The following is a 24,511-nucleotide window of genomic DNA, read 5'->3' on the forward strand; positions in this document are numbered from 1 at the left end:
TAACGCCTGGAACGTGTTCTTAGGCGGCGCTGGTGCTCAGTTTCTTGAGCTGGTAGAGCACCTCCAGCGCTTCGCGCGGGCTCAGCGCATCGGGGTTGACGTCGGCCATGGCCTGATCCAGCGGGCTGAGGGCGGCGCTTGCGTCCACCAGCTCCGGTGCATCGAACAGATTGACCTGCAGCTCGTTCTCGCCGGCCTGGGATTCGAGTGCTTCCAGCGCGTGGCGCGCATGGTTGAGAACGCCTGCGGGCATGCCAGCCAGCTTGGCCACCTGAATACCGTAGCTGCGGCTGGCGGGGCCGGCCTGGATCTCGTGCAGAAACACGATGTCGCTGCCCGACTCTGCGGCGCTGACATGCACGTTGACGGCGGCCTTGGCCTTGGCGGGCAGCTCGGTCAGCTCGAAATAGTGCGTGGCAAACAGCGTGAACGCCTTGGTCTTGTCATGCAGCTGGCTGGCAATGCCGCTGGCCAGGGCCAGTCCGTCGAAGGTGCTGGTGCCGCGACCGATCTCGTCCATCAGCACCAGGGAGTGGGGCGTGGCCGAATGCAGAATCTGCGCGGCCTCGGTCATCTCCATCATGAAGGTGGACTGGGCATTGGCCAGGTCGTCGGCGGCGCCGATGCGCGTGTGAATGGCATCGATGGGCCCCAGGCGGCAAGCGCTGGCGGGCACATAGCTGCCCATGCTGGCCAGCAGCACGATCAAGGCCACCTGGCGCATATAGGTCGATTTACCGCCCATGTTCGGGCCGGTAATGATCTGCATGCGCGTGTTGAGGTTCATGCGCGTGTGGTTGGCGATGAAGCTGCCGCTGGAGGTCTCGGCCATGCGTGCTTCCACCACGGGGTGGCGGCCGCCCTCGATCTCGATGCAGGGCTGGCTGACGAACTGCGGCTCGGCCCAGTTCAGTGTCAGAGAGCGCTCGGCCAGTGTGCACAGAACGTCCAGTGCGGCAATCGCCTGGGCCACGCGCGTGAGCTGGGGGACATGGGGCTGAAGCTGGTCGAGCAGCTGCTCGAACAGGAACTTCTCGCGCTGCAGCGCTCGCTCCTGGGCCGACAAGGCCTTGTCCTCAAAGGCCTTGAGCTCGGGCGTGATGTAGCGCTCGGCGTTCTTGAGCGTCTGGCGGCGGCGAAAGCGCTCGGGTACCGCATCCTTGTAGCTGTTGGTGACCTCGATATAGAAGCCATGCACCTTGTTGAACTGCACGCGCAGGTTGGGAATGCCGGTGAGCAGCTTTTCCTTGGCTTCCAGCTCCAGCAGAAACTCGTCACAGTTGTTCTGAATGGCGCGCAGCTCGTCGAGTTCGGCATCAAAGCCCGTGGCAATCACGCCGCCGTCGCGCACCAGGGCTGCGGGCTCCTCATGAATAGCGCGCGCCAGCAGCTCGGCGCAGCCTTCGGGTGGCATCAGGTCGCTGAATATCTGCGTCAGATAGGCCGACGGAGCCTGTCCGGACTGCGCCAGCAGCTTTGCTTTTTCCAGCGTTTTGGACAGGCCCACCAGCTCGCGCGGGCGCACCTGGCGCAGGGCGATGCGGGCCGTGATGCGCTCCACATCGCTCACGCCCTTGAGTTCGGCACGCAGGGCTTGCCAGGGGGGCATGCCAGCCCCTGTGCCGCGCAGCACGCCAATCGCTTCCAGACGCTGCATGGCTGCCTTGCGATTGCGCTCGGGCTCCAGCAGCCAGGTCTTGAGCAGGCGGCTGCCCATGCCGGTCATGCAGCTGTCCAGCAGCGAAAACAGCGTGGGCGAATCTTCGCCGCGCAGCGTCTTGACCAGCTCCAGATTGCGGCGCGTGGCCAGCGGCAGGGCAATCAGCTCGTCGTCGCGCTGCACCTGGATGGCGTGGATGTGGGTCAGGTTGCGGCCCTGGGTGTGTTCGGCATAGGAAAGCAGGGCGGCGCTGGCTCCATGGGCCAGCGGCAGACCTTCGGCCTCCCAGGCCTTGAGGCTGGCCGCGCCCAGCAGCTCCAGCAGCTTGCGCTCGCCCAGGCCCGAGTCAAACTGCCAGTCAGGGCGGGGCGACAGAGGGCAGCTGATGGAGCCGCTGTGCTTGACGGCAAACAATGCCTGCTCAAAGCGCTCGGTCACGCCTGCGCTGTAGATCACCTCGCTGGGCGCAATGCGCGACAGCCAGGCGCCGAGATCATCGGCCGCGCATTCGGCCATATGGATGCGGCCCTGGGTCACGGCCATCCAGGCCAGTCCCACGCGCTGGCGACCGGCGGTGTGCAGGGCCACCAGAATGGCTTCGCTCTTGTCGGAAAGTAGTTCGCTGTCCGTCAGCGTGCCGGGCGTGACCACGCGCACCACCTTGCGCTCCACCGGACCCTTGCCCACGCCGATCTCGCCGACCTGCTCGCAGATCGCCACCGACTCGCCCATCTTGATCAGGCGGCCCAGATAGTTTTCCAGGGCGTGGAAAGGCACGCCGGCCATGGGAATGGGCTGGCCTGCGGTCTGGCCGCGCGTGGTCAGCGTGATGTCCAGCAGGCGCGTGACTTTTTCGGCATCGCCAAAGAACAGCTCGTAGAAGTCACCCATGCGGTAGAAAACCAGCGTGTCTGGGTGATCGGCTTTGAGCTTGAAGTACTGCTGCATCATCGGCGTATGCGCCGAGAGGTCAGTCATGTCTGGGGAGTAGGGCAGCGACGGGGATTCTGTGCTTTTCTGGGTCATCGCTTCAGCGGTATGCAATACAGGGGGCGCCGCGCCGGTGCTGGGCGGGCGCCGAATGCTGCATTATCCGTGATGCCCAATAGCAGGGGGCATGGCTGTTTTTTGGGCTATTTGGCAGAGGCGGTCTGCACGCCTTGCTCGGATTGAGAGCCGGAGCCTTGATCGTCGTCATGAATGGGGCGGTAGCCCGGGCCGAAGGACACATCGCCCAGCCGCCAGCCTGCGCGGCAGCTCACCGCGCCCCAGAAGCGCTTCAGGGTGTACCACTGCATGGCGATCAGGCCGCGCTCGTTGTCGGCATCCACTTCCGGGTCACTCACGCCCGTGGGGCGTAGTTCCTCGTCGTGATAGAGGGCGGTGCCGAACAACTGATCCCACCAGGGAAGAACCTGGCCGAAGTTGCAATTGTGGCGCTCGGGCCGCTCTGCATCGCGCAGCATATGGTGGTTGCGGTGAAAGCGTGGGCCGACCAGCAGGCGCTCGCCCATTTTGCCCAACCAGCCCAGACGCAGCGCTACATTGGCATGGGAGAAGTTCTGCACCAGCTCGCTGAGCAGACCCAGCATGGCGAACTCGGATGGCTCCACACCCATGGCCAGACCTACGCTGGCCAGCACAAAGCTTTGCAGCATGCCGTCCAGATAGTTGCTGCGGTCGTTGCTCCAGCAGCTCATCTGGCGCTGACTGTGGTGCATGCTGTGCATGGCCCACCACCAGGGAATGACGTGCTGTGCGCGGTGCATCCAGTAATACGTGAGGTCGTAGACCACGTAGTACACGGCAAACAAGACATAGGGGTGGTCTTCAAACCAGGGCAGCCAGGCCTTGAGGCCGCTGGCTTCCGAGGTGGACGGGCCCCCGCCCAGCATATGGGCGACCGGCATGAGGATCAAAAAGCTGAACAGCGGAAACAGGCCCAGCAGCATGAGCAGGGTGTAGTTGCGATCCACCGTGGTGTGGCGGCGGTCGGCCCAGCGTTCGGCGGGAATCAGGCTCTCCAGCGGCCGCATCACACAGCCGATCAGAAACAGCTGCAGCAGCGCGATCAGGATGCCGGCGGCTATCTCGCGCGGATCGCCCGCTGCCTCGGCAATATGGAGTGCGTTGACCACGGGAGTCACCGCATGCACGGATACCCAGTCAATGGCCAGCGCCCAGTGCTGGCTGAAGAAGTCCATCATATTGTTGTGCCCGTTTATCGTCGGGCAGATTCTGGACCGGGAGTTTGTGGATTCTGTGGAGAGACGTACACCTCCAGCGCTTGTCCACTGCTTGTGGACTCGGCCCCCAAGCAGTGTTTATTGCCTGGGGGCGGCCTGGCGGCATAAAAAAAGGGCCCGGTCCACCGGACCAGGCCCTTTCCGCAGTCGTGGGGCGACCGCCTTTTTTATTCTGCGCTCTTCTGGCCTTCTTCGGCCGCCGCTTCGGTGTCTTCTTCGGCGGGGGCTTCGAATTCGCCAGTCTTGACAGCCTGACGCACAGCCGCTTTTTCGCCAGCGGTGGCGAACTTGCTGAACTTGCCCAGCACGGGAATCAGCGAGCCATAGATACGTGGGTTGGCCGCCAGGATTTCGCGTTGTTCCAGGAAGTCAGCTTCGCCTGTGAAATTGCCCACCAGACCACCGGCTTCGCTGACCAGCAGAGAGCCGGCAGCCACGTCCCAGATGGACAGGCCGGATTCAAAGAAGCCGTCGGCAAAGCCGGCAGCCACATAGGCCAGGTCCAGGGCGGCGGAGCCGGGGCGACGAACGCCGGCCGTGCGCTGCATGACTTCGCCCAGCATCAGCATGTATTGCTTGAAGTTGTCGCCACGGCGGAAGGGGAAGCCTGTGGAGATCAGGCAATCACGCAGCTGGGTGCGCTTGGAGACGCGGATGCGGCGCTCGTTCAGATAGGCACCACGGCCCTTGGTGGCCGTGAACAGGTCGTTGCGGCTGGGGTCATAGATCACGGCGTGCTCGATCTTGCCCTTGTAGGCCAGGGCAATGCTCACGCAGTACACGGGGAAGCCGTGGATGAAGTTGGTGGTGCCGTCCAGGGGATCGATGATCCAGACATGGTCGGAGTTCTTGGCACCGTGCTCGCTGCCCGATTCTTCGGCCAGGATGGAATGCTGGGGGTAGGCGTTGAGCAGCGTCTCGATGATGATGCGCTCGGCCGCCTGGTCTACCTCGGTCACAAAGTCGTTCACCTGCTTTTGCGCAACGCGCACCGATTCCACATCCAGTGCGGCACGGTTGATGAGGGCGCCAGCGGCGCGAGCAGCCTTGATGGCCACGTTGAGCATGGGGTGCAGGGAGTTCGACATAAATTGTGAGTGCGTTGGCGATGCAGCCCGGAGCAAAACTGGGCTGAACTACGCGGGTAAGAACGTAAAAGCCGCGACCGGCGATGCGGGGCGGCGACAATGGGCGCAATTCTACCCAGCCTGCGCTTTTTTTGCTTGTTCGTCCCGGCGACCCGAGGGTCTTCTCTGCGGCGCTTGCGGATGCGAGAGAGAACAGGTGGCGTAGTCTGCTGTCTTATCAAGGCCACAAGTGGGGCCTTTTGCATTGTTCTGCGTTGATGAAAACCCGATTCGTACTGATTGAAACCAGCCATGCCGGCAATGTGGGCGCAGCTGCCCGAGCGCTCAAGACCATGGGCTTCGACGACCTGGTGCTGGTGCGCCCGCGCTACAAGAACGTGCTGCGCAAGGAAGAAACCATTCAGCGTGCCAGTGGCGCACTGGATGTGCTGGACAAGGCTCGCGTGGTCGACACCCTGGAGGAAGCCCTGGACGGCATCAGCCATATGTGCGCGACGGCGATGACGCCACGCGACTTCGGCCCGCCCACACGCACTCCGCGCGAGCATTTCGATTTGCTCCTCAAAGGTGAGCTGGATGTCCGCTCTGTGCCTGCAGTGGATGGCGATTTGACGGATAGCGCCGCCACGCCGGGCGCAGTCTGCAACCAGAAGGGCGTGGCCTTTTTGTTCGGCTGCGAGCGCTTTGGCATGAGCAACGACGATGTCTACCGCTGCGATGTGGCGCTGTCGATTCCGTCCAATCCACAGTTCGGCTCGCTCAATCTGGGCTCGGCCATTCAGGTCGTTGCCTATGACTGGCGGGTGGCACTGGGTGGCTTTCCCGTGGTGGAGCACACGCCCGAGGCGCATCGCGCCGACATGGCCCAGGTGCAGGGCATGCTGGGCCACTGGGAGCAGGCCCTGGCCCATATCGGCTTTCTGGACCCGGCTGCGCCCAAGAAGCTCATGCCCCGGCTTAACCAGCTTTTCAACCGCGCGCAGCTGACCCAGGAAGAAATCCATATTCTTCGCGGTGTTGCCAAAGCCATGCTGCAGAGCCAGCCACCAACCCGCTAGACTTCACAAGCTAAACATTCCTCACGTTGTTATTTGATGCTTGATCGCCTGCGCTCCGACATCCAGTGCATTCTTGACCGCGACCCTGCGGCCCGCAGCACCTGGGAGGTCATCACCTGTTATCCGGGGCTGCACGCCATCTGGCTGCAGCGCCCTGCGCACTGGTGCTGGACGCATGGCTTCAAATGGCTGGGCCGCTTCATCTCGCATATGGGGCGCTGGTTCACCGGCATTGAAATCCATCCCGGTGCCGTCATTGGTCGCGAGGTCTTCATCGATCACGGCATGGGTGTCGTGATCGGTGAAACCGCCGTTGTGGGCGATGGCTGCACCATCTATCACGGCGTCACCCTGGGCGGTACCTCGCTGTACAAGGGCGCCAAGCGCCACCCTACGCTGGGCAAGAACGTGGTGGTCAGTGCCGGCGCCAAGGTGCTGGGCGGCTTTGAGGTAGGCGATGGTGCCAAGATAGGCAGCAATGCCGTTGTCATCAAGCCAGTGCCTGCAGGTGCCACGGCCGTGGGCATTCCGGCGCGCATCATTCCCAGCAAGACCGGGCACAGTGCCGATGTGACCGAGCATGAGCTGGCTCCCAAGGTCGATGCCAAGGCGCAAACGGCCGCCGTGATTGACGAGGATTGCGGCAAGAGCGGCTTCACCGCCTATGGCGTGACGGCCGAAGTCGACCCCGTGGCCCAGGCCATGCGCTCTCTGTCCGAAGGCGCTGCCGGCCATGAAAAGCAGATTGCACTGCTGTGGGCCGCTATCGAGAAGCTTTCGATTCAAGGCCATGTCAAGGACTGTGTGCCTTGCGAGTCCGAGCGCCCCGAGGCCTTCCAGAAGGACAAGATCGATCAGATCCTGGGTAAGTAAACACAAGTGCTTGTCCATGAATCGCTGATGCTTGTGCCCTGCCAGTGAAAGCCAGCGCCTGTCGTTGGCTTTTTTCATGGTGCTTGCCCGTAGTCGATTTGAGGGGCGAAAGCCTTGCCCATCCGGCCGAGACTGCTTGTCAACTCAAACCCGAGGCAAGCAATGATGAATGTGGAACAGGCCATGCAGCAGCGCCATTCGGTGCGTGCTTTTTTGCCAAGGATGTTGGATGCGGCGCTGGTCAGAGATTTGCTGGCGCAGGCCGGGCAGGCGGCTTCCGGCGGCAACCTCCAGCCCTGGCGTGTGATAGCGCTGACGGGGGACAGTCTTCAAGGCTTGCGCCAGGCCATGCCTGCGGCGACCCCCAACTCCGACCCGCCCCTGGTCTATCCACCCCAGCTGTGGGAGCCCTATCGCAGCCGCCGCTTTGACAATGGCGAGGATCTCTATCGCTCCTTGGGCATAGGGCGTGAGGACAGGAATGGGCGGATGCTGCAGCTAGCCCGGAACACTCATATGTTTGGCGCGCCTGTGGGTGTGTTCGTCGCGGTCGAGAGCCGCATGCTGCATGCGCAGTGGGTGGATCTGGGAATCTATCTGCAATCGCTGATGCTGCTGGCGACCGGAAAGGGGCTGGCCACCTGCGCCCAGGGTTTCTGGCGCAATTACAGCGATTTTGTGAGCCAGCATCTGGCGCTGCCGCAGGGCTACCGGATCGCTTTTGGCATGGCACTGGGCTATGAGGACAGCGGGGCACCCATCAACCAGTGGCGCTCCACCCGAGCCGAGCTTGGGGACTGGTGCGAGATGCGGGGTTTTGAATGAAAACTGACTTCAATCCAGGATGAGTTAGTGCTGGATGCTTCTCTTCATGCAGTAGCGGGAAAGATGCCGGAGCGCAGGGGCGAAGCCGGGCTCCAATGCGGCAGCCCGGCTTCCTTTTTCTCAATGCCGGCCGCCTACTTCCACAGAGCGCACTTGCTCTCCTCCTTGGTAGTGAAGACCTGGTCGCCGGGCAGGGTCTTGAGCACCTTGAAGTAATCCCATGCCTTCTTTGATTCGGCCGGCGTCTTGACCTGCAGCAGATACATATCGTGAGCGTAGCGGCCGTCGGGGCGGATCATGCCCTTGGCATAGAAGTCCGATAGCGGCGTGGCCTTGAAGCCGGCCATGATCTTGTCGGCATCCGTCGTGCCCAGCTTCTCGGCCAGCTTCAGATACTGCATGGCGGCCGAGTAGTTGGCTGCCTGCAGCGAGGTGGGCATCTTCTTGAACTTGGCAAAGAAACGATCCGAGAACTTGCGGCTCTCGGGGTTCAGATCCCAATGCCAGCTGTCGGTGAACATCAGGCCTTCCGTGGCTTTGAGGCCCAGGCTGTGGATGTCGGAGCTGAACAGCAGCAGGCCGGCCAGCTTCATGGTCTTGGTCAGGCCGAACTCGCGTGCCGACTTGATGGCATTGATGGTGTCGCCGCCTGCATTGGCCAGGCCCAGAATCTGGGCCTTGGAGTTCTGGGCCTGAAGCAGGAAGGAAGAGAAGTCGGCTGTGTTCAGCGGGTGTCTGACGTTGCCCAGCACCTTGCCGCCAGAGGCATTGACCACGCGGGTGGTGTCGGCCTCCAGCGCCTGGCCAAAGGCGTAGTCGGCCGTCAGAAAGAACCAGCTCTTGCCACCCAGCTCCACCACTGCCTTGCCCGTGCCCTTGGCCAGCGCCACGGTGTCATAGGCATAGTGCACAAAATAGGGGCTGCACTGATCGTTGGTCAGGGCCGAAGTGCCCGCGCCGTTGATGATGTAGACCTTTTTCTTCTCATCGGCCACCTTGCCCATGGCCAGACCGGCACTGGAGGTGGTGCCGCCGATCAGCATGTTCATGCCCTGGGTGTCGAACCACTCGCGCGCCTTGCTCGCTGCGATATCGGCCTTGTTCTGGTGGTCGGCCGTCAGTACCTCGACGGGCTTGCCCAGCAGCTTGCCGCCAAAGTCGTCCACGGCCATCTGCACGGCCAGGGCTCCGCCCTTGCCGTCCACATCGGCATAGAGGCCCGACATGTCGGTGATGAAGCCGATGCGAATCTTGTCCTGCGCCTGAGCGCCTGCAGCGGTCAGCAGGCATCCCAGTGCCAGCGTCAATGTTCTTGGGGAAAAAACGGTAGCGGAGCAAACAGAGCGAGGCTTCATCAGAGTCATCTCCTGAGGTGGTGAGTGCCCGGTCACTGCGACGGGCAGCCAGCATGGTCGCAGCTGGAGCAGGGCGCGCCATCAGGGCAAGCACCGGGGCGGCTGTGACAAGGTATCCGGCGCGACTCGGGAAAATGCCGCAAGCTTCTACACTGCAGTGCAGCAATTTTGGAAAGAACAAGAGATGGATATTCGTCAAGCATTGCAGCAGCGTCGTTCGGTGCGCGCCTTTCTGCCGCAGGCCGTGGCTGCAGCCACGGTGCGGGACTTGCTGGAGACAGCAGCTCAGGCGCCGTCCGGCGGCAATATGCAGCCCTGGCGTGTGACCGCCGTGGGCGGACAGGCGCTCAAGGATTTGTGCGCCAAGGCCAGACAGACCGAGGCCGTGCAGCGCCCCGGCCTGTCCTATCCACCTGGTTTGTGGGAGCCCTACCGCAGTCGCCGCTTTGAAAACGGCGAAGATCTGTACCGCGCAATCAATATCGGCCGCGAGGACAAGGCCGCACGTCTGGCCCAACTGGCCAAGAACGGCCAGATGTTCGGTGCGCCCGTGGGCATTTTCGTGGCCGTGGAGGAGCGCATGGGCTATGCGCAATGGGTGGATCTGGGCATCTATCTGCAGTCCTTCATGCTGCTGGCCGTGGAAAAAGGTCTGGCCACCTGCGCCCAGGGCTTCTGGCGCATGTACAACGACATGCTGATCGAACAGCTGGCATTGCCGGATGGCTACCAGATTGCCTTTGGCATTGCCCTGGGCTACGAAGATGTCAGCGCGCCCATCAACCAGTGGCGCGCAAGCCGTGCTGCCAGCAACGAATGGCTGGTGCTGCAGGGGCTGGATTGAACGGCGGATTAGACGCCTGAGGGTCAGGATAGTTAAACAGCTTCAATGGTGCGCAAATTGTGGCAAAACCAGCCTATACTGCGTGCAGCTCCGGGGTGTGCGAAAGCGCTGAGATGCCAGACACTGTGAAAACAGTGCAGGCGAACCCGACGAACTTGATCCGGTTCATACCGGCGGAAGAAGAGCGGGACCCTGACGCAGGGCCGGTGGATTGACAGGACAACTGGCACGAGTGCCAAGCCTGAAAGCCATAGGCACAGCAAACCCCAGGCGCCTCGCGCACTGGGGTTTTGTCTTTTCTGGACAGCCGGTGCGTGAAGAGCCAGGCCGAAATTGCAGAATTTCGGCGGCACAGACCGGATACCCCATAGTGGGCCGGGCCAGTGCAGGGCAAGATCAGAGCAGGGCCGCACTCCACGGAGCGTTTGATGCATTTCAACCGCTTTGAGGAGACTGCGATGAACGCCCCTGATTCCATTTTCACGCCTGCTGCAGGCCATGCCCCCGATGCCGCCCGTTTTGCCGAGCTGCTGGCCCAGTCGCGCCAGCCGTTTCCGGCATCGACCAAGAGCTATCTGAGTGGCGCGCTGCACCCCCAGCTGCGTGTGCCGGTGCGCGATATTGCGCTCACCAATGGAGAGCAGGTCAGCGTCTACGACACCTCGGGCCCCTATACCGACCCCGCCGTGCAGATCGACGTGCGCCAGGGCCTGCCAAGTGTGCGCGGAGCCTGGATCGAAGCGCGCGGCGACAGCGAATACTATGTGGGTCGCCAGCGCGTGGCGCTGGACGACGGCGGCAAGCGCGGCGAGGAAGATGCTCGCGTGGCCCAGCTGCGCGCCGAGGCGGCTGCGCTGCAGCGCCAGCCGCGCCGTGCCAAATCTGGCCAGAACGTGACCCAGATGCACTATGCCAAGCGCGGCATCATCACGCCCGAGATGGAATATGTGGCCCTGCGTGAAAACGGCCGCCGTGAATGGATGGCGCAGTACCAGCAGGACGCGGCGCGCGAGCTGCGCCTGGCCGGCAACAGCATGGGCGCGGCCATTCCCAAAATCATCACGCCCGAATTCGTGCGCGACGAAGTGGCGCGCGGCCGCGCCATCATTCCGGCCAATATCAACCACCCTGAAATCGAGCCCATGGCCATCGGCCGCAATTTCAAGGTCAAGATCAACGCCAACATCGGCAACTCGGCCGTGACTTCCAGCATCGAGGAAGAGGTGGAAAAGCTGGTCTGGGCCATTCGCTGGGGTGCGGACAATGTCATGGACCTGTCCACCGGCAAAAACATCCACACCACACGCGACTGGATTGTGCGCAACTCGCCCGTGCCCATCGGCACCGTGCCTATCTATCAGGCGCTGGAGAAGGTCGGCGGCATTGCCGAAGACCTGACCTGGCCCATCTTCCGCGACACGTTGATCGAGCAAGCCGAGCAGGGCGTGGACTACTTCACCATCCACGCGGGCGTGCGTCTGGCCTACATCCACCTCACGGCCCAGCGCCGAACCGGCATCGTCTCGCGCGGCGGCTCCATCATGGCCAAGTGGTGCATGGCTCACCACCGCGAGAGCTTCCTCTACGAGCATTTCGAAGACATCTGCGACATCATGAAGCAGTACGACGTGAGCTTCTCGCTGGGCGACGGCCTGCGTCCCGGCTGCGCCAGCGACGCCAACGACGATGCCCAGTTTGCCGAGCTGGCTACGCTGGGCGAGCTGACGCAGATCGCCTGGAAGCATGATGTGCAGACCATGATCGAAGGTCCCGGCCATGTGCCCATGCACATGATCCAGCAGAACATGACCGAGCAGCTCAAGCACTGCCACGAGGCTCCGTTCTACACCCTGGGCCCGCTGACCATAGACATCGCCCCCGGCTACGACCATATCGCTTCGGCCATCGGTGCGGCCATGATCGGCTGGTTCGGCACAGCCATGCTGTGCTATGTCACGCCCAAGGAGCATCTGGGTCTGCCCGACCGCGACGACGTCAAGCAGGGCATCATTGCGTACAAGATTGCTGCCCATGCCGCCGACGTCGCCAAGGGCCACCCGGGCGCGCGCTCGCGTGACGATGCTCTCTCCCAGGCGCGCTTCGACTTCCGCTGGCAGGACCAGTTCAACCTGGGCCTGGACCCCGACACGGCCCAGGCCTACCACGACGAAACCCTGCCCAAGGACAGCGCCAAGGTGGCGCATTTCTGCTCCATGTGCGGACCCAAGTTCTGCTCCATGAAGATCACCCAGGAAGTGCGCGACTTTGCCAAGCAGCAAGGCGTGAGCGCCGAAAACAGCATTGCCGTGGGCATGCAGGCCAAGGCCCAGGAGTTCAACAAGGCGGGTGGGGATTTCTATATTCCCATCGCATCGGACACCACGGCACGTTGATCTGAGATGGTGTGAGGCTGCAGCGCCTGGTCATCAAGCGCTGGCAGCTATTCAATGAAAAGCGCAGCCCCTGGCTGCGCTTTTTTTGGGGGGCGAGTGAGGCTTGGCTGAGCCCGAAGGTCAGATCACGTATTCGGGGCGACCGGCTGCAACCCAGGCCTGATATCGGGCATTGATCTTCGGCGCAATGCGGTGGAACTGCTCCCAGTCGTCGCTCACGCCATACATGGTCTGTTCGTCGACACCGAACTCCTCGAAATAGTCATCCACAAACCTGCTGTCGTGGTCCTCGCCTCGGTAATAGGCCACGGCGAAGGCATTGCCCTCTTCATTCAGCTCCTGGTTCGTGAACTTCTCGTCGAGCACGCGCAGCAGAAACTGGGCGCCGCTCAGCTTCTCGCTCTTCAGCAGCTCGATTTCCTCTTCGGCTTCTTCGACCAGCTCCTGGCTGGCGTAGTCGTTGCGGATCAGCCAGGCCAGAAACATGCCGATATGCGTGGCGCCCGCGGCCTGCGGAAGATCGGCCGGAAAATCCCCGCCGTAGTGCCAGGACGCGTCGTCGTACTTCATCATCTCTCCTTGTGTATGGGCTGCAAGGCAGCGTTCCGCATCAGGGTCATTGCTTCTTGCGCTGGACGGGATCTTATCGGCCGCAGCTTGGTGCGCAGGGCTGGTTCGGGCACTCCGGCACGGCATTCTTCTCGATCAGATGCATATGGAAGACATGTTTTCTGTCTCTGGACCACGCGCCATGAATATGTTGCCATGAGGGCGGGTCCGCACGCGGCAGCTTGCGCTCCAGGTAGTAGATGGCCTGGTCGTCGCCGGAGAATCCGGAGTTCAGAATCCGCCAGCGCAAAGGGTCGGCACCACGCAGAGGTTTGCCGTCGCAATAGATTTGTTCGCCGTCGCTGGCATAGAGATCATTGTCTGGCACCACCTGCAGATGGCGGCTGCGGGTACAGTTTTTCATTCTTCTGCCCCAGTACCACGCTGCCTGGGCATCGGAGCCGTAGCCGCCGCCCAGGTCGCGAAAAGTCAGAGGGTCGCTGCCCGCAAGCGGCTTGAGCGAGGTTTCGTATTCGAAATAGATACTGCTGCGATCCTGCCAATATATGCCCAGCTGGCGAAAGCTGTTCCGGTCGATATTCGGCAGCCGGCTCCAGGCGTGGAAGATGCTGCAGGCATCTCTGGCAATGAATGGCTGATGTTCAAAAATCTCGAAGCTCGCCGCGTCGGCGGTCGCCAGCTTGCGTCCCTGATGCCAGACCTTGGCATCCCGCAAGGTCCAGAGCTCGCTGCCGTAAGTGCCAATCACTTTCTGCCCGGGCAGATCGGCCAGTTTTTTCCAGCTCATTGTTGCGGCCTGTGCTTATTCATGGAGAGATCCTGCGACCCTGTGGATTCGGGTTAGCAGGCGCCGCCGGATCAAACCGCTGACCGGTCGGATCAACCACCAGTAGGGGGTGAAGCTGCGCAGGGCGCTGCCATCGGTGCAATGCACCCGGGTTTGTGTCACCAGCTTCGTCCGGCCTTCGGGCGTCGGTTCCGTGCTGAAGTTGAGCACCAGCTTGGCCAGGTTGGCCTCGGTGTAGCGGGCAAACTGCGCTTCAGGTTCCTGCAGCCGGACCAGACCGTAGTCGCGCTGCCAGAACCGTCCCAGGAGACCGAAGGCCAGCTCTCGATCCGCGTCGCGACCCAGGGGCATGAAGTCGTCGAGGCCGAAAGCCGGGCGCTGGCTCAGCTCGCTTGCTGCCCCCAGCCTGCCAAGCAGACGGTCGGGCAGCTCGCGCAGCCGGATAAAGCCCTTGGCCCATGGGTCTTCCGTTGTGCCAGGGTGCATGACCGCATCCAGCAATATTTTGGGAGGCAGGTCCGAGATGAGGGTATGGCGCTCCTGGAACTGGAAGGCGGGAAGGTATTGATCGATCAGTTGCATCTTGGGTCAGGCGAATTTATCGAGTCCAGCGCACAAGGCGCACCGCAGCAGGCACGCGATCCTCTTTCGGGCTCAGAAGCGCTGATTGTCCGGCGACGGGCAGCAGTCTGCGCCAACTGGTTGTCGAAATGAAAAAGGCAAGCCGCAGGGCCTGCCTTTTTGCTCCGTAATGGAGCAGAGTATGCAGCGTTCGGCTTAGAAAGGGTAGCTGGGAACGCCCCCCGTCAGATCCACCCAGCGGCCCAGCTCCAGCTGGTTGCCCTTGCCCGGCACCATGGCGTAGAACTCGGGGCCGAGTTGGGCCATGCCGTGCGCGGCAATCGAGCTCAGGGCGATAGGGCTCAGAGGAATGCCGTAATGGGCAAAGACCTGGCGCATGTCGCGGCCGATGATGCGGCTGGACAGCACATAGAGCAGCTCATGGTTGCTGATGTTCCGGCTGGCATAGTCTTTCATGCCCAGCGCGTTCTTGTTGGCACTCCAGTAGGCGTCGTTGTAGATCAGGCGCTCGCCGCGACCCAGCAGGCCCAGGAAGTCGATTACATCGGCAGGCTGCGGCTGGGCCTGGCCCAGGCGCTCCCGGGTGTAGATGAAGGCCAGCTGGAAGTGCACGGCGCGCATGGCGTTGTCGGACTTGTTGGCCTTGGTCCAGAAGCGCTGGAACATATCGGCCTGCAGAGCATCGCCGGTCTTGCCCGTGGCGCGTGCCGCCTGGATGTCCAGATAGAGCTTTTTGTGGTCTATGCGCTCGCCGCTATTGTTCTCGGCGCCGTTGGTGATGGCGTACTGGCGCAGGGCACTGGCATTGGCCAGGATGTTGTTGTCGCATTCGACAGGGCAGCCGCCGCCGTTGTCGGTCAGCAGCGTCATATGGCGCATCACGGTGTTGTGGCCCAGCTCATGCCACCAGCCCCAACCTGGGGCAAGGCCTGCGGCGCCATCCGAGGGATTGCCCGAGCACAGAAAACCGCATGCCGCGAGCCAGCCGACAAAATGCTGCACGCCGGGCGCGCGCTGGATGCTGCCGCTGCAGTCCCAGCCCAGCGTCGCGCAGACATTGTTCACATTGGCACTGGCACTCATATTGTTGTAGCCGTTGGCCAGGTGGTTGCTGTCGAAGATCATGCCCTTGAGGCGCTCCACGACATAGGCGCGCGGATGGTGGCTGCCGATGGCGCTTTGGGCGTAGCCAATGGTCTGCTGTACCTCGCCCCCCACCATCTTGGAGGTCTGCCAGCCAAAGTCGCCGCGTTGCAGCGCCTGCACGGCCTCGTCGATCTCCTGTGCGCCGGGATTGCGCGTGAAGTCGAAATGCGCGTATTTGACGCTGCCACGAACGCGCAGCTTGACCACGCTGCCGGCCTTGGCCCCAGAGTAGTTGAGAAACAGCGGACCGCCCCAGGCGGTGCTGTAGCTCAGCGTCTGGCCCGGGCTCAGGCGGGCCTGGTGCCCATCGGGAAAGCGCGGTCGGGTGTAGTTTTCCTGCGCCAGGGGATTGCCACGCGTGCGGATATTGCCGACCCGCAGCGCCAGTGCTGCATCCGCGGCATCCACGATCTGCACCTGCACGGTCTTGCCCGGCACGGCGCCGCGGCCTATGGCTGTGCGGCCATCGGTCTGGGTAATGGTGACATCAATGGTTTCCCAGCTGTCGCTGGTGGCCAGGCTGGTCGAGGCCTTTGGCATCCAGTCGGCAAAATTCAGCGGCGTGCTTTCATGCGCGCGCACGGCATAGCTCAGCGTGTCGGCCGCCATGGTGCGCAGAAAAGTATTGGCATCCGATCGTCTAACCTGCGCGTAGTCCACCTGCTGGCGTGCCAGGTCGGCCCAGAGCACGAGGCGGCGATGCGCCGCCATATAGGGCTTGAGATAGTAGTTGTCGGCAAACAGGTTGATGCCCTGGCCTTCCTGGCCGAGCAGGTCGTTGCGGATGCCGTCGAGAGCGCCGATCAGGCTGGTGTCCGCAGAGAAGTCGGCACTGCTGCCGTTTTTCAGGGCTGCGAGAGCGGACTCATGCGCTCCCAGTCTATCGGCCGCCTGGCGCTGCTGGGCAGCGGTCCTGCCGCCGATCTGGTAGCCGTCGGCGGGCGCCCAGTAATTGCCGGCATAGCCGCCCAGCTCCATGCCCATGGCCTGAAGCACCTGCCGGCCGCCGGCCGAGTCGCCCCAGTTGCTGTGCAGATAGATCACGCCCTTGCCGGCCTGCAGGTAACGGCTGACCTGGTTGCTCAGCGACGCCGAGAACGGCGTGTCCTGGCCGAAGACAAAGACATCGATGCTTTCCCAGCAGCTGTTGGCGGGGTCGGTGATGGCGCAGCTCACCATCTCGGCCTTGCTGCCCAGGCGGGCGACCAGGTTAGTGACCGAGGCCTGGCTGTAGTTCTGCGTCGCCATGCGCAGTGTGGCTGGCAGCGGGCCCTGTGCCTGGCCGGTGGCCAGCCAGGTGAAGCTGCGTCTGAACAGAGGCAGCTGCGTCTGATTGGCGCCCGAGGCCGTGGCGAGCTGCCCCATCAGATCTTTGCCATAAGCCAGCGCACGGCCATTCTGGGCCGTTGCTATGCTGGCCAGCACGTTGCCGTTGTTGGCCACCAGCAGTGGGCTGGCGCTGGTCGACAGCAAGGGACTGACGCGCTGGCTGTTGTTGCCGAAGTCCAGGGCCGCAGCCGTGCTGTCGTCCAGCAACTGGGCGAGCAGTCTTTGCTGCTGAAAGCGGGTCTGCTGGATCAGCTGCGTTGCCGATTGCAGCAGCTCCGTCTGGTCCTCGGCCAGCAGCAGGCGGCTGTCGCCGGCGCGCAGGGCCTGTTCAATGCGGCTGCTGGTCGGCGGCTCGGTGACCGGCGGGAGCACCGCAGGCGGATCGACTTCAGGAGGCGCAACATCGGGAGGCGGGACGCCGGGAGTGCCGGGCTGCGCAGGGGTTTCGGTGCCAGGAGGCGTGGCAGGGGAGGTGTCACCGGAGCCACCGCCGCCGCAGGCGGTCAGGGCAAGGCTTGCCAGGAGAGTCAGAGTCCAGCGTGGAAACATGGGTTTGGAAGTCAGGGCGCCGCAACTGGCAGTCATGCTGCGTCGCTGCGGTCAAAGAAACTACCTATTTTTAGGTAGTGAAACGGGCGTAAAGCCGATAAAGCGCGGCGCAGTGTAGCCCTGTCCGTGAGCTTTATTGAGCATGGCCCAACGAGACGACCCAATCCGAAACATGGCGTGGCAACCAGTTATTGACTCAGCACAAATGTCAATCGCGAAATAGGCTGCATCCAGGTGTTTTGTTAATAACTGATAAGTCCTGAGTGACTCAGGACTATTTGTTAAAAAATTGATTGAAATGTAATGCTGATAAAGAATTGATGCTTCTAAATCAATAGCAAAATAATTCAATGAAAAATTCGAGTGTTTAATTTTGTAATTTATGTTTTAAATATGTGACTTATTCATTGATTTGGTATTTTGGGCGAATTGATTTCAGCGGCGGAGTTTTCAGACGGCACGGCCCTGGCTTGCTATTCGCACTGCTCAAGGCAGTAAAGAAAATGGGAGCCTGAGCTCCCATGTTTTATCTGTCCGTGCCAATACGCTTTATCGCCAGTACTGGCATTTGCTTTCCGCCTTGGTGGTCCAGATCTGCTCGGCAGGCAGCTTCTTGATGATCTTGTAATAGTCCCAGGTGCCCTTGGACTCTGCCGGCGACTTGACCTGCATCAGATACATATCGTGCACATAGCGGCCATCTTCACGGATGTAGCCCTGGCCGAAGAAGTCGTCGATCTTGGTGCTTTTCAAGGTGGCCATGACCTTGTCGGCATCGAGCGTGCCGGCTTTTTCCACGGCCTTGAGGTAGTTCATGGTGGCCGAGTAGTCGGCAGCCTGGATCTCGCTGGGGCGGCGCTGGGTCTTGGCCATGAAGGCGTCGGCAAACTTGCGCGAGCCGTCGTTCATGTCCCAGTACCAGGGGGCGGTGAACTGCATGCCTTCGGTGTTCTTCAGGCCCAGGCTGTGGATGTCGCTGAAGAAGACCAGCAGGCCGGCCAGCTTCATGTTCTTGGTGACGCCGAACTCCTTGGCCGCCTTGATGGAGTTGATGGTGTCGCCGCCCGCATTGGCCAGGCCCAGAATCTGCGCCTTGCTGTTCTGTGCCTGCAGCATGAAGCTGGAGAAGTCGCTGGCGTTGAGCGGCGTCTTGACCGAGCCCAGCACCTTGCCGCCACGCGCTTCGATGATCTTGCTGGTGTCCGCTTCCAGGGCATGGCCGAAGGCATAGTCGGCCGTCACAAAGAACCAGCTCTTGCCGCCCGTATCCACCACCGCGCCGCCCGTGCCCTTGGCCAGGGCCACGGTATCGAAGGCGTAATGCACGGTATAGGGACTGCATTGTTCATTGGTCAGCGCCGAGCTGCCCGCACCGTTGTCGATGAAGACGCGCTTTTTCTCCTGGGCGACCTTGGCCATGGCCAGGGCCGTGGCGGAGTTGGTGCCGCCGAACACCAGGCTGATGCCTTGCGTGTCTATCCACTCGCGGGCCTTGCTGGCCGCGATATCGGCCTTGTTCTGGTGGTCGGCCGTCAGCAGCTCAATGGGCTTGCCCAGTACCTTGCCGCCAAAGTCGTCAATTGCCATCTGTATGGCAACGGCACCGTTCTTGCCTTCCACATCGGCATAAAGGCTGGACATGTCGGTGATGAAGCCGATCTTGACTTTCTCCTGTGCCATGGCGGGAGCCGCGAAGGCCGCCGTCAGGGCGAGAGCCAGCAGGGAAGCAGTGGGCGCAGACTGGGACAAGCGATGCATGGAGTCTCCTGAAAATTATGAGAAATGTGGAGAGAGCGTGCAGCATCCGGTCGGCGGGTGGCCACCGTCGCTGCATCGCAGCAAACATGCTAGGGGCGGCTATTGCGTCTGGCATCGGGGCAAGCACTTGCGGGAAATCCCAAGGGATCCATCTACTTTGATAGCTTCTATCGCTTGTATTTAATCGATTTCAGATCGTTTTATTGCTGAAATCTATGGGTAAAAAGAGCAATGTGCTTTTATTCTGATAGCGGCTGCAGCGAGATACCCTTGCTAGCCATACCGCGCCAGCGCCATGAAAAAAGCAGCCCGCAGGCTGCTTTGGTAGATGTTTTGGCAGGGATTGCACCTGGCGCTGCAGGCTATGCCGTGCGAGGCGCGCGAATCGCGGTCTTGGGGCGGAAGGCCTTGCAGATCTCGTCATGGGTCTCGAGATAGGGGCCGCCGATCAGGTCGATGCAATAGGGCACGGCGGCAAAAATGCCGTTGACCTTTTGCTTGCCGTCCGCGTCCTTGAGGCCTTCCAGCGTCTCGGCAATCGCCTTGGGCTGGCCCGGCAGATTGATGATCAGGCTGCTGCCGCGTATCACCGCTACCTGGCGCGAGAGGATGGCCGTGGGCACAAAGGCCAGGCTGATCTGGCGCATCTGCTCGCCAAAGCCCGGCATCTCCTTGTGGGCCACGGCCAAAGTGGCCTCGGGCGTCACATCGCGCAGCGCGGGGCCGGTGCCGCCGGTGGTCAGCACCAGGCTGCAGCCCGCATCGACCAGCTCGATCAGCGCCGCGCTGATGCCGGCCTGCTCGTCGGGAATCAGGCGAGGCTCGAACTGGATGGGGTTCTTGAGCGCGCGGCTCAGCCATTCCTGCAGCGCGGGCAGGCCCTTGTCTTCATAGACACCGCTGCTGGCGCGGTCGCTGATGGAGACAATGCCGATCTTCACGGCATCGTGAAGATATACGGGCGCATCACTCATCGCCGTCGTCCTGGGCAGCCGCATCGGCCTTGCCGGCGTTGGCCAGCTGCTCGCGCACCAGCTGGAACAGGTCGCGGTAGGCGCGGCCCTTGCTGACTTCCTTGGGCTCGGCATCGGGGCCGGCGGCAGCAGCCGCTGCGGCGGCTTGTTCCTTGGCTTTCTCGATGTCCTTGCGCGACTGGCGAATCAGCGAGCGCAGCTGTTGCACGTCGGAGCCGGGGAAATGCTCCAGCCAGATGGACAGGGCCGCTTCCTCGACGATGAGGCGGTCGCGCCATTGCTCGGCCACCTGCAGCGACATTTTTTCGCTGGCCGAGCCATTGCGCTGCTCGTCCAGAGCCTGCTTCACGGCCGCGACCTGTTCAGGCGTCAGCTTGCGCATGAGCTTGCCGACATATTGCATCTGGCGGCGCTTGCCTTCGAAGTTGGTGATGCGCTTGGCCTCGGCCAGCGCGTCGATCAGTTGATCGGATAGCTGCAGGCGCTTGAAGAGGTCGCTGCGCAGCGTCATCAGCTCCTTGCCCAGATCCTGCAGCGCATCACTTTCGCGCTTGAGGTCGGTCTTGGTGGAGTCGTAGGTGCCTTTGAGTTCGGCCTTCAGTTCAAGGTCCAGTTCGCTGCCTTCGGCAACGAACTTTCCGCGAACAAAATAGCCTTTGGTGGGTTTGCGTGACATGGTAAGGGGGCAATATCGGTGGCAGCGCAGAGGGCGCCGCAGTGGCGGCTATCATATCCGCCGCTATGAAAAAACCTCGCTCCAGCAATACAAGCACTTCCAGTGCACAGGCCCAATCCGCACCGCAAGCCGGTTTCAGCTTCAGCCAAGCCTTTTTTGAAGGCCTGGTGGACCAGGCTCTGAGCCACGCCAAGAAGCTGGGTGCGACGGATGCAGGCTCCGAGGCTTCCGAAGGCTGCGGCCTGTCGGTCAGCGTGCGCAAGGGCCAGCTGGAGACCGTGGAGCGCAACCGCGACAAGTCGCTTGGCGTGACCGTCTATCTGGGCCAGCGCCGGGGCAATGCCAGCACCTCGGACTTCTCCGAGGCCGCCATCAAGCAGACCGTGCAGGCCGCCTTCGACATTGCCCGCTTCACGGCCGAAGACCCGTTTGCCCGCCTGCCCGACAGCGCCGATATCGCGCTGCCCGGCACGCACCGCGATCTGGACCTGTTCCATCCATGGGATATCACCAGCGAGCAGGCTGCCGAGATGGCGCTGCGCTGCGAGGAGGCCGCCTTCAAGACCCACCGCCGTGTGAGCAACAGCGAAGGTGCGGGTGTCTCGGCCCAGCAAAGCCATTTCTTCACGGCCCATACCAACGGTTTTCGTGGCGGCTACGCCAGCTCGCGCCACAGCATGTCGGTGGCGCCCATCGCGAAGCTGCCCGGCAAGAATGGCGAGATGCAGCGCGACTACTGGTATAGCTCCATGCGCAATGCTGCCGATCTGGCCTCGCCAGAGGCCGTGGGCCGCTACGCCGCAGAGCGCACGCTGAGCCGTCTGGGCAGCCGCAAGATCCCGACCACCGAATGCCCGGTGCTGTTCGAGTCGCCCCTGGCTGCCGGCCTGCTGGGCAGCTTTGTGCAGGCTGTCAGCGGCAGTGCCCTCTATCGCAAAAGCACCTTTTTGCTCGACTCCATGGGCAAGCCCATCTTCCCCAAGCACATCGATATCGAGGAAGACCCCTTCATTCTGGGCGGCAAGGGCAGCTCGCCCTTCGATGAGGAAGGCGTGCGCGTGCAGGCCCGCAAGGTGGTCGATGCCGGCCGCGTGGAAGGCTATTTCCTGTCCAGCTACTCGGCGCGCAAGCTGGGCATGAAGACCACGGGCAATGCCGGCGGTTCGCACAATCTGGTCATGACTTCGCGCCGCACCAAGGCGGGCGACGATCTGGATGCCATGCTCAAGAAGCTGGGTACGGGGCTGTTCGTGGTCGAGCTGATGGGCCAGGGCGTGAACTATGTGACCGGCGACTATTCGCGCGGCGCCAGCGGTTTCTGGGTGGAAAACGGCGAGATCGCCTTCCCCGTGGACGAAATCACGATTGCCGGCAATATGAAGGACATGTTCAAGGGCATCGAGGCCATCGGAGCCGATGCCTATAACTACGGTGCCAAGACCGTGGGCTCCATTCTTGTCAATCGCATGAAGGTGGCGGGCAGCTGATCGCTGTCGGTCGCTCCATGAAAAAAGCAGCCAGGCGGCTGCTTTTTTTCATTTCTGCATCAGCTCTCGGCTGCGGCCTGAACTATGCAGTGCGAGAGTTTCTCGAAATGCTTGTGGGCATCGGCACTGAGTTCGATCTGCTTGCGTCTGGCATCCTCGGTATCAGCCAGCAGGATCCAGCCTTTCTGGCGCATGGACTTCAGACGGGTGTGAATCGTGGCCGGAGACCCCAGTTCACGCTGGGCCATCAGGTCTCTGACGCAAAGACGCTCCTGACGCGTGCCGGCATTGGCAATTTGCTCCAGCAGGCGCTCCTCCAGTGGATCCAGCGCGGGCAGCATGGGCAGATTGCGGATGGTCGCTGCCAGGTGCAGAAAGCGTAGATAGATATCGGCAGACAGGGACTTAGGCATGAGAAGGCAAAAACAGACGACGTGCCGCTAACGAAGAGCGAATAAACGGCACTCATAATACTGCGCAGACAGTGAACAAGCTCGGCGGTAGCGCATGAAGAACATTTGGACGCAATTTTCGGTGGCGGTTATCACGGCTTTGCTGTTCCTGGCAATGCTGGCTCTGAATCAGTGGATTTTCTCCGAACTGGAATTTGTCAGAGGCGTCAACTGGATTTACCTGCCTGCCGGTGCTCGTCTGCTTTGTACCCTCCTTTTTGCGGAGGCGGGCGTGGTCGGGCTTTTCGTCGTGTCATGGCTGGTCTGCAACTTTTACTTTTTCCCGGATGACTGGTTGCGGGCATTTGCGGGCGGCATCATGGCCACGCTTGCCCCCTATGGCACTTATTGCGCAGCTCGCAAATGGATGGGGCTCGGGCGATCTCTCAGTGATCTCACGCCGCGTCGCCTGCTGTGGCTCAGTGTCATTTACGGACTGAGCAATGCCTTGCTGCACCAGGCCTGGTCCGTCGTCAGAGGGGAAGGCTTTCAGCTGGACCAGCTTCTGGTGATGATTCTGGGCGATTTCAGCGGCACTTTGATCGTCCTGTATGTATTCAAGGCCTTGCTTATGCTGCCGATCAAAACGGACCGGTACCTGCTCAAGTAAGACCGTTTTCCGTCCCGGCGTTCGATTTGACCGCTTTCGCCGCCAGCCATGACTGATGGCAAGTCATACTAGGGGGCTTGATCTAGAAAATCCAATATCAGTTGTCAGTGTCATGAGTTCTGCATCCTCACCCACCTCCGGCATGAGTCGTCCGGACTGGCTCAGCGCCATCATCGTCATCGTGGTCTGGGGTCTTAATTTCGTGGTCATGAAGTGGGGGCTGGCCAAGCTCTCGCCCCTGCTGCTGTGCGCGCTGCGCTTTGCCGCGGCATCGCTGCCGTTTCTGCTGTTCGTGCGCCCGCCCAAAAATCTTTCCTGGGGCTTGCTGGCCGCCTACGGGCTGGTGCAGGGGGTTGGGCAATTCGGCCTGCTGTTCACCGGCATGAAGCTGGGCATGCCTGCCGGCATGGCATCCGTGGTGCTTCAGACCCAGGCCTTCATTACCATGCTGCTGGCGGCTGCGTTTTTGCACGAGAAACCGCAGCGCTGGCAATGGATGGGCTTGCTCATCGCTCTTGCAGGGCTGCTGCTGATCGGTGCAGCCCATGGTGAGGGGACATCGGATATGACGCTGATCGGTTTTGTGCTGACCGTGGGCGCCGCAGCCATGTGGGCCGGCTCGAACCTGCTGACGCGGATGGCGGCCAGGCAAGGCTCGTATGAGCCGGTGTCCTTCATCGTCTGGACCAGCGTCTTCCCCATGCTGCCCCTGCTGTTGCTGTCCCTGTGGGTGGATGGCGTGGATTCGGTGACTTCGCAGCTGCAGTCCATAGGCTGGAGCGAGCTTGGAGTGATTGCCTATCTGGCCTTTTTGTCCACCTTGCTGGGCTATGGCCTGTGGACGCGGTTGCTGCAGCGCTATGCGGCCAGCACCGTGGCCCCTTTGTCGCTGCTGGTGCCGGTGATCGGTCTGCTGTCGGCCATGCTGCTGCTGGGGGAAGCCCCCAACGGCCTGCAATGGCTGGGTACGCTGGGTGTTCTGCTGGGCATGGTGGTCAACCAGTTTGGCGGCAAATGGCGGCGCTGAGACACTGGCTGGCTGGCTGATAGCAGGGCACATCCGCCGCACTGCTGCGGCGGCCTGTGACTGCCCGTCAGAGCGCTTTGCCACTGCAGCTCAGGCTCGCAAGTCATAGCTGTTGTCGATCAAAGTTTTTTTGATCACTCGGCCTGAATCACGAATATTGAACCCCGTTTTCGTCATTATTATTGCCATCATCCATATAAAAGCATGACTTTCCTATTCCGG

At 61.8% G+C, this 24,511-nt stretch carries 20 protein-coding genes and 1 riboswitch; of the genes, 8 read left to right on the forward strand and 12 right to left on the reverse strand.

Features of this window, described 5'->3' with window-relative positions; all coding sequences use genetic code 11:
- Positions 1-19 precede the first annotated feature (19 nt).
- From mutS to DFO48_RS22190, 3 genes are all read right to left on the reverse strand, one after another.
- On the reverse strand, positions 20-2,611 hold the full coding sequence (mutS, locus tag DFO48_RS22180; RefSeq protein ID WP_199407039.1) for a DNA mismatch repair protein MutS: 2,592 nt from the start codon (positions 2,609-2,611) through the stop codon (positions 20-22).
- 182 nt (positions 2,612-2,793) lie between these two features.
- A complete protein-coding gene (locus DFO48_RS22185) occupies positions 2,794-3,867 on the reverse strand; it encodes a sterol desaturase family protein (RefSeq protein ID WP_114864782.1) in 1,074 nt (357 codons plus the stop codon).
- A 206-nt stretch (positions 3,868-4,073) separates the two neighbouring features.
- Positions 4,074-4,994, reverse strand: a complete 921-nt coding sequence (locus DFO48_RS22190; RefSeq protein ID WP_114864783.1) for an inositol monophosphatase family protein — start codon at positions 4,992-4,994, stop codon at positions 4,074-4,076.
- Between the two features lie 257 nt (positions 4,995-5,251).
- Here DFO48_RS22190 and DFO48_RS22195 point away from each other — a divergent pair, with 257 nt between their 5' ends.
- From DFO48_RS22195 to DFO48_RS22205, 3 genes are all read left to right on the forward strand, one after another.
- Complete coding sequence (locus DFO48_RS22195) at positions 5,252-6,052, forward strand: RNA methyltransferase (RefSeq protein WP_114864784.1); 801 nt, start codon at positions 5,252-5,254, stop codon at positions 6,050-6,052.
- A 36-nt stretch (positions 6,053-6,088) separates the two neighbouring features.
- A complete protein-coding gene (gene cysE / locus DFO48_RS22200; RefSeq protein WP_003078936.1) occupies positions 6,089-6,925 on the forward strand; it encodes a serine O-acetyltransferase in 837 nt (278 codons plus the stop codon).
- Positions 6,926-7,090: 165 nt separating this feature from the next.
- On the forward strand, positions 7,091-7,750 hold the full coding sequence (locus DFO48_RS22205) for a nitroreductase (protein ID WP_114864818.1): 660 nt from the start codon (positions 7,091-7,093) through the stop codon (positions 7,748-7,750).
- A gap of 134 nt (positions 7,751-7,884) precedes the next feature.
- Here the strand turns inward: DFO48_RS22205 and DFO48_RS22210 are convergent, their stop codons facing one another.
- Positions 7,885-9,105, reverse strand: a complete 1,221-nt coding sequence (locus DFO48_RS22210) for an ABC transporter substrate-binding protein (protein ID WP_034349605.1) — start codon at positions 9,103-9,105, stop codon at positions 7,885-7,887.
- A gap of 184 nt (positions 9,106-9,289) precedes the next feature.
- Here DFO48_RS22210 and DFO48_RS22215 point away from each other — a divergent pair, with 184 nt between their 5' ends.
- Both DFO48_RS22215 and thiC read left to right on the forward strand, forming a co-directional pair.
- Positions 9,290-9,949 (forward strand): nitroreductase, encoded by a 660-nt coding sequence (locus tag DFO48_RS22215; RefSeq protein ID WP_114864785.1) that lies wholly within the window; start codon positions 9,290-9,292, stop codon positions 9,947-9,949.
- Between the two features lie 81 nt (positions 9,950-10,030).
- A riboswitch (TPP riboswitch) is annotated at positions 10,031-10,148 on the forward strand.
- A gap of 259 nt (positions 10,149-10,407) precedes the next feature.
- Positions 10,408-12,342: a phosphomethylpyrimidine synthase ThiC gene (thiC, locus tag DFO48_RS22220; protein ID WP_034349574.1), complete on the forward strand. Its 1,935-nt coding sequence runs from the start codon at positions 10,408-10,410 to the stop codon at positions 12,340-12,342.
- 120 nt (positions 12,343-12,462) lie between these two features.
- Here thiC and DFO48_RS22225 read toward each other — a convergent pair whose 3' ends face one another.
- The 7 genes from DFO48_RS22225 to yjgA all read right to left on the reverse strand — a co-directional run bounded on the left by DFO48_RS22225 (position 12,463) and on the right by yjgA (position 20,713).
- Positions 12,463-12,912, reverse strand: a complete 450-nt coding sequence (locus DFO48_RS22225) for a hypothetical protein (protein ID WP_114864786.1) — start codon at positions 12,910-12,912, stop codon at positions 12,463-12,465.
- 73 nt (positions 12,913-12,985) lie between these two features.
- Positions 12,986-13,699, reverse strand: a complete 714-nt coding sequence (locus DFO48_RS22230) for a DKNYY domain-containing protein (RefSeq protein ID WP_114864787.1) — start codon at positions 13,697-13,699, stop codon at positions 12,986-12,988.
- Positions 13,700-13,714: 15 nt separating this feature from the next.
- A complete protein-coding gene (locus DFO48_RS22235) occupies positions 13,715-14,281 on the reverse strand; it encodes a hypothetical protein (RefSeq protein WP_114864788.1) in 567 nt (188 codons plus the stop codon).
- 195 nt (positions 14,282-14,476) lie between these two features.
- Positions 14,477-17,341 (reverse strand): ImpA family metalloprotease, encoded by a 2,865-nt coding sequence (locus DFO48_RS22240; protein ID WP_233506491.1) that lies wholly within the window; start codon positions 17,339-17,341, stop codon positions 14,477-14,479.
- Positions 17,342-17,854: 513 nt separating this feature from the next.
- Complete coding sequence (locus DFO48_RS22245; protein ID WP_003069356.1) at positions 17,855-19,063, reverse strand: ABC transporter substrate-binding protein; 1,209 nt, start codon at positions 19,061-19,063, stop codon at positions 17,855-17,857.
- A 362-nt stretch (positions 19,064-19,425) separates the two neighbouring features.
- Entirely contained in the window at positions 19,426-20,037 is a 612-nt protein-coding gene (gene mog, locus DFO48_RS22250) for a molybdopterin adenylyltransferase (RefSeq protein WP_087081530.1), read from the reverse strand.
- Positions 20,030-20,713 carry a ribosome biogenesis factor YjgA gene (gene yjgA / locus DFO48_RS22255; RefSeq protein ID WP_003078958.1) on the reverse strand — a complete coding sequence of 228 codons (684 nt, stop codon included), beginning with the start codon at positions 20,711-20,713 and terminating at the stop codon, positions 20,030-20,032. Before yjgA ends, mog begins: the two co-directional genes overlap by 8 nt.
- Positions 20,714-20,778: 65 nt before the next feature.
- On the opposite strand from yjgA, the gene pmbA reads away from it, so the two are divergent.
- Complete coding sequence (pmbA, locus tag DFO48_RS22260) at positions 20,779-22,200, forward strand: metalloprotease PmbA (protein WP_003078961.1); 1,422 nt, start codon at positions 20,779-20,781, stop codon at positions 22,198-22,200.
- Positions 22,201-22,259: 59 nt separating this feature from the next.
- Here pmbA and DFO48_RS22265 read toward each other — a convergent pair whose 3' ends face one another.
- Positions 22,260-22,613 carry a hypothetical protein gene (locus DFO48_RS22265; RefSeq protein WP_003078963.1) on the reverse strand — a complete coding sequence of 118 codons (354 nt, stop codon included), beginning with the start codon at positions 22,611-22,613 and terminating at the stop codon, positions 22,260-22,262.
- Positions 22,614-22,707: 94 nt separating this feature from the next.
- On the opposite strand from DFO48_RS22265, the gene DFO48_RS22270 reads away from it, so the two are divergent.
- Together DFO48_RS22270 and DFO48_RS22275 are read left to right on the forward strand one after the other, a co-directional pair.
- Complete coding sequence (locus tag DFO48_RS22270; protein ID WP_003078965.1) at positions 22,708-23,262, forward strand: hypothetical protein; 555 nt, start codon at positions 22,708-22,710, stop codon at positions 23,260-23,262.
- 112 nt (positions 23,263-23,374) lie between these two features.
- Positions 23,375-24,289, forward strand: a complete 915-nt coding sequence (locus tag DFO48_RS22275; protein WP_034349576.1) for an EamA family transporter — start codon at positions 23,375-23,377, stop codon at positions 24,287-24,289.
- Positions 24,290-24,511: the final 222 nt, after the last annotated feature.

The sequence above is a fragment of the Comamonas sp. AG1104 genome (genome assembly GCF_003350425.1).
Taxonomy (GTDB): Bacteria; Pseudomonadota; Gammaproteobacteria; order Burkholderiales; family Burkholderiaceae_C; genus Comamonas; species Comamonas testosteroni.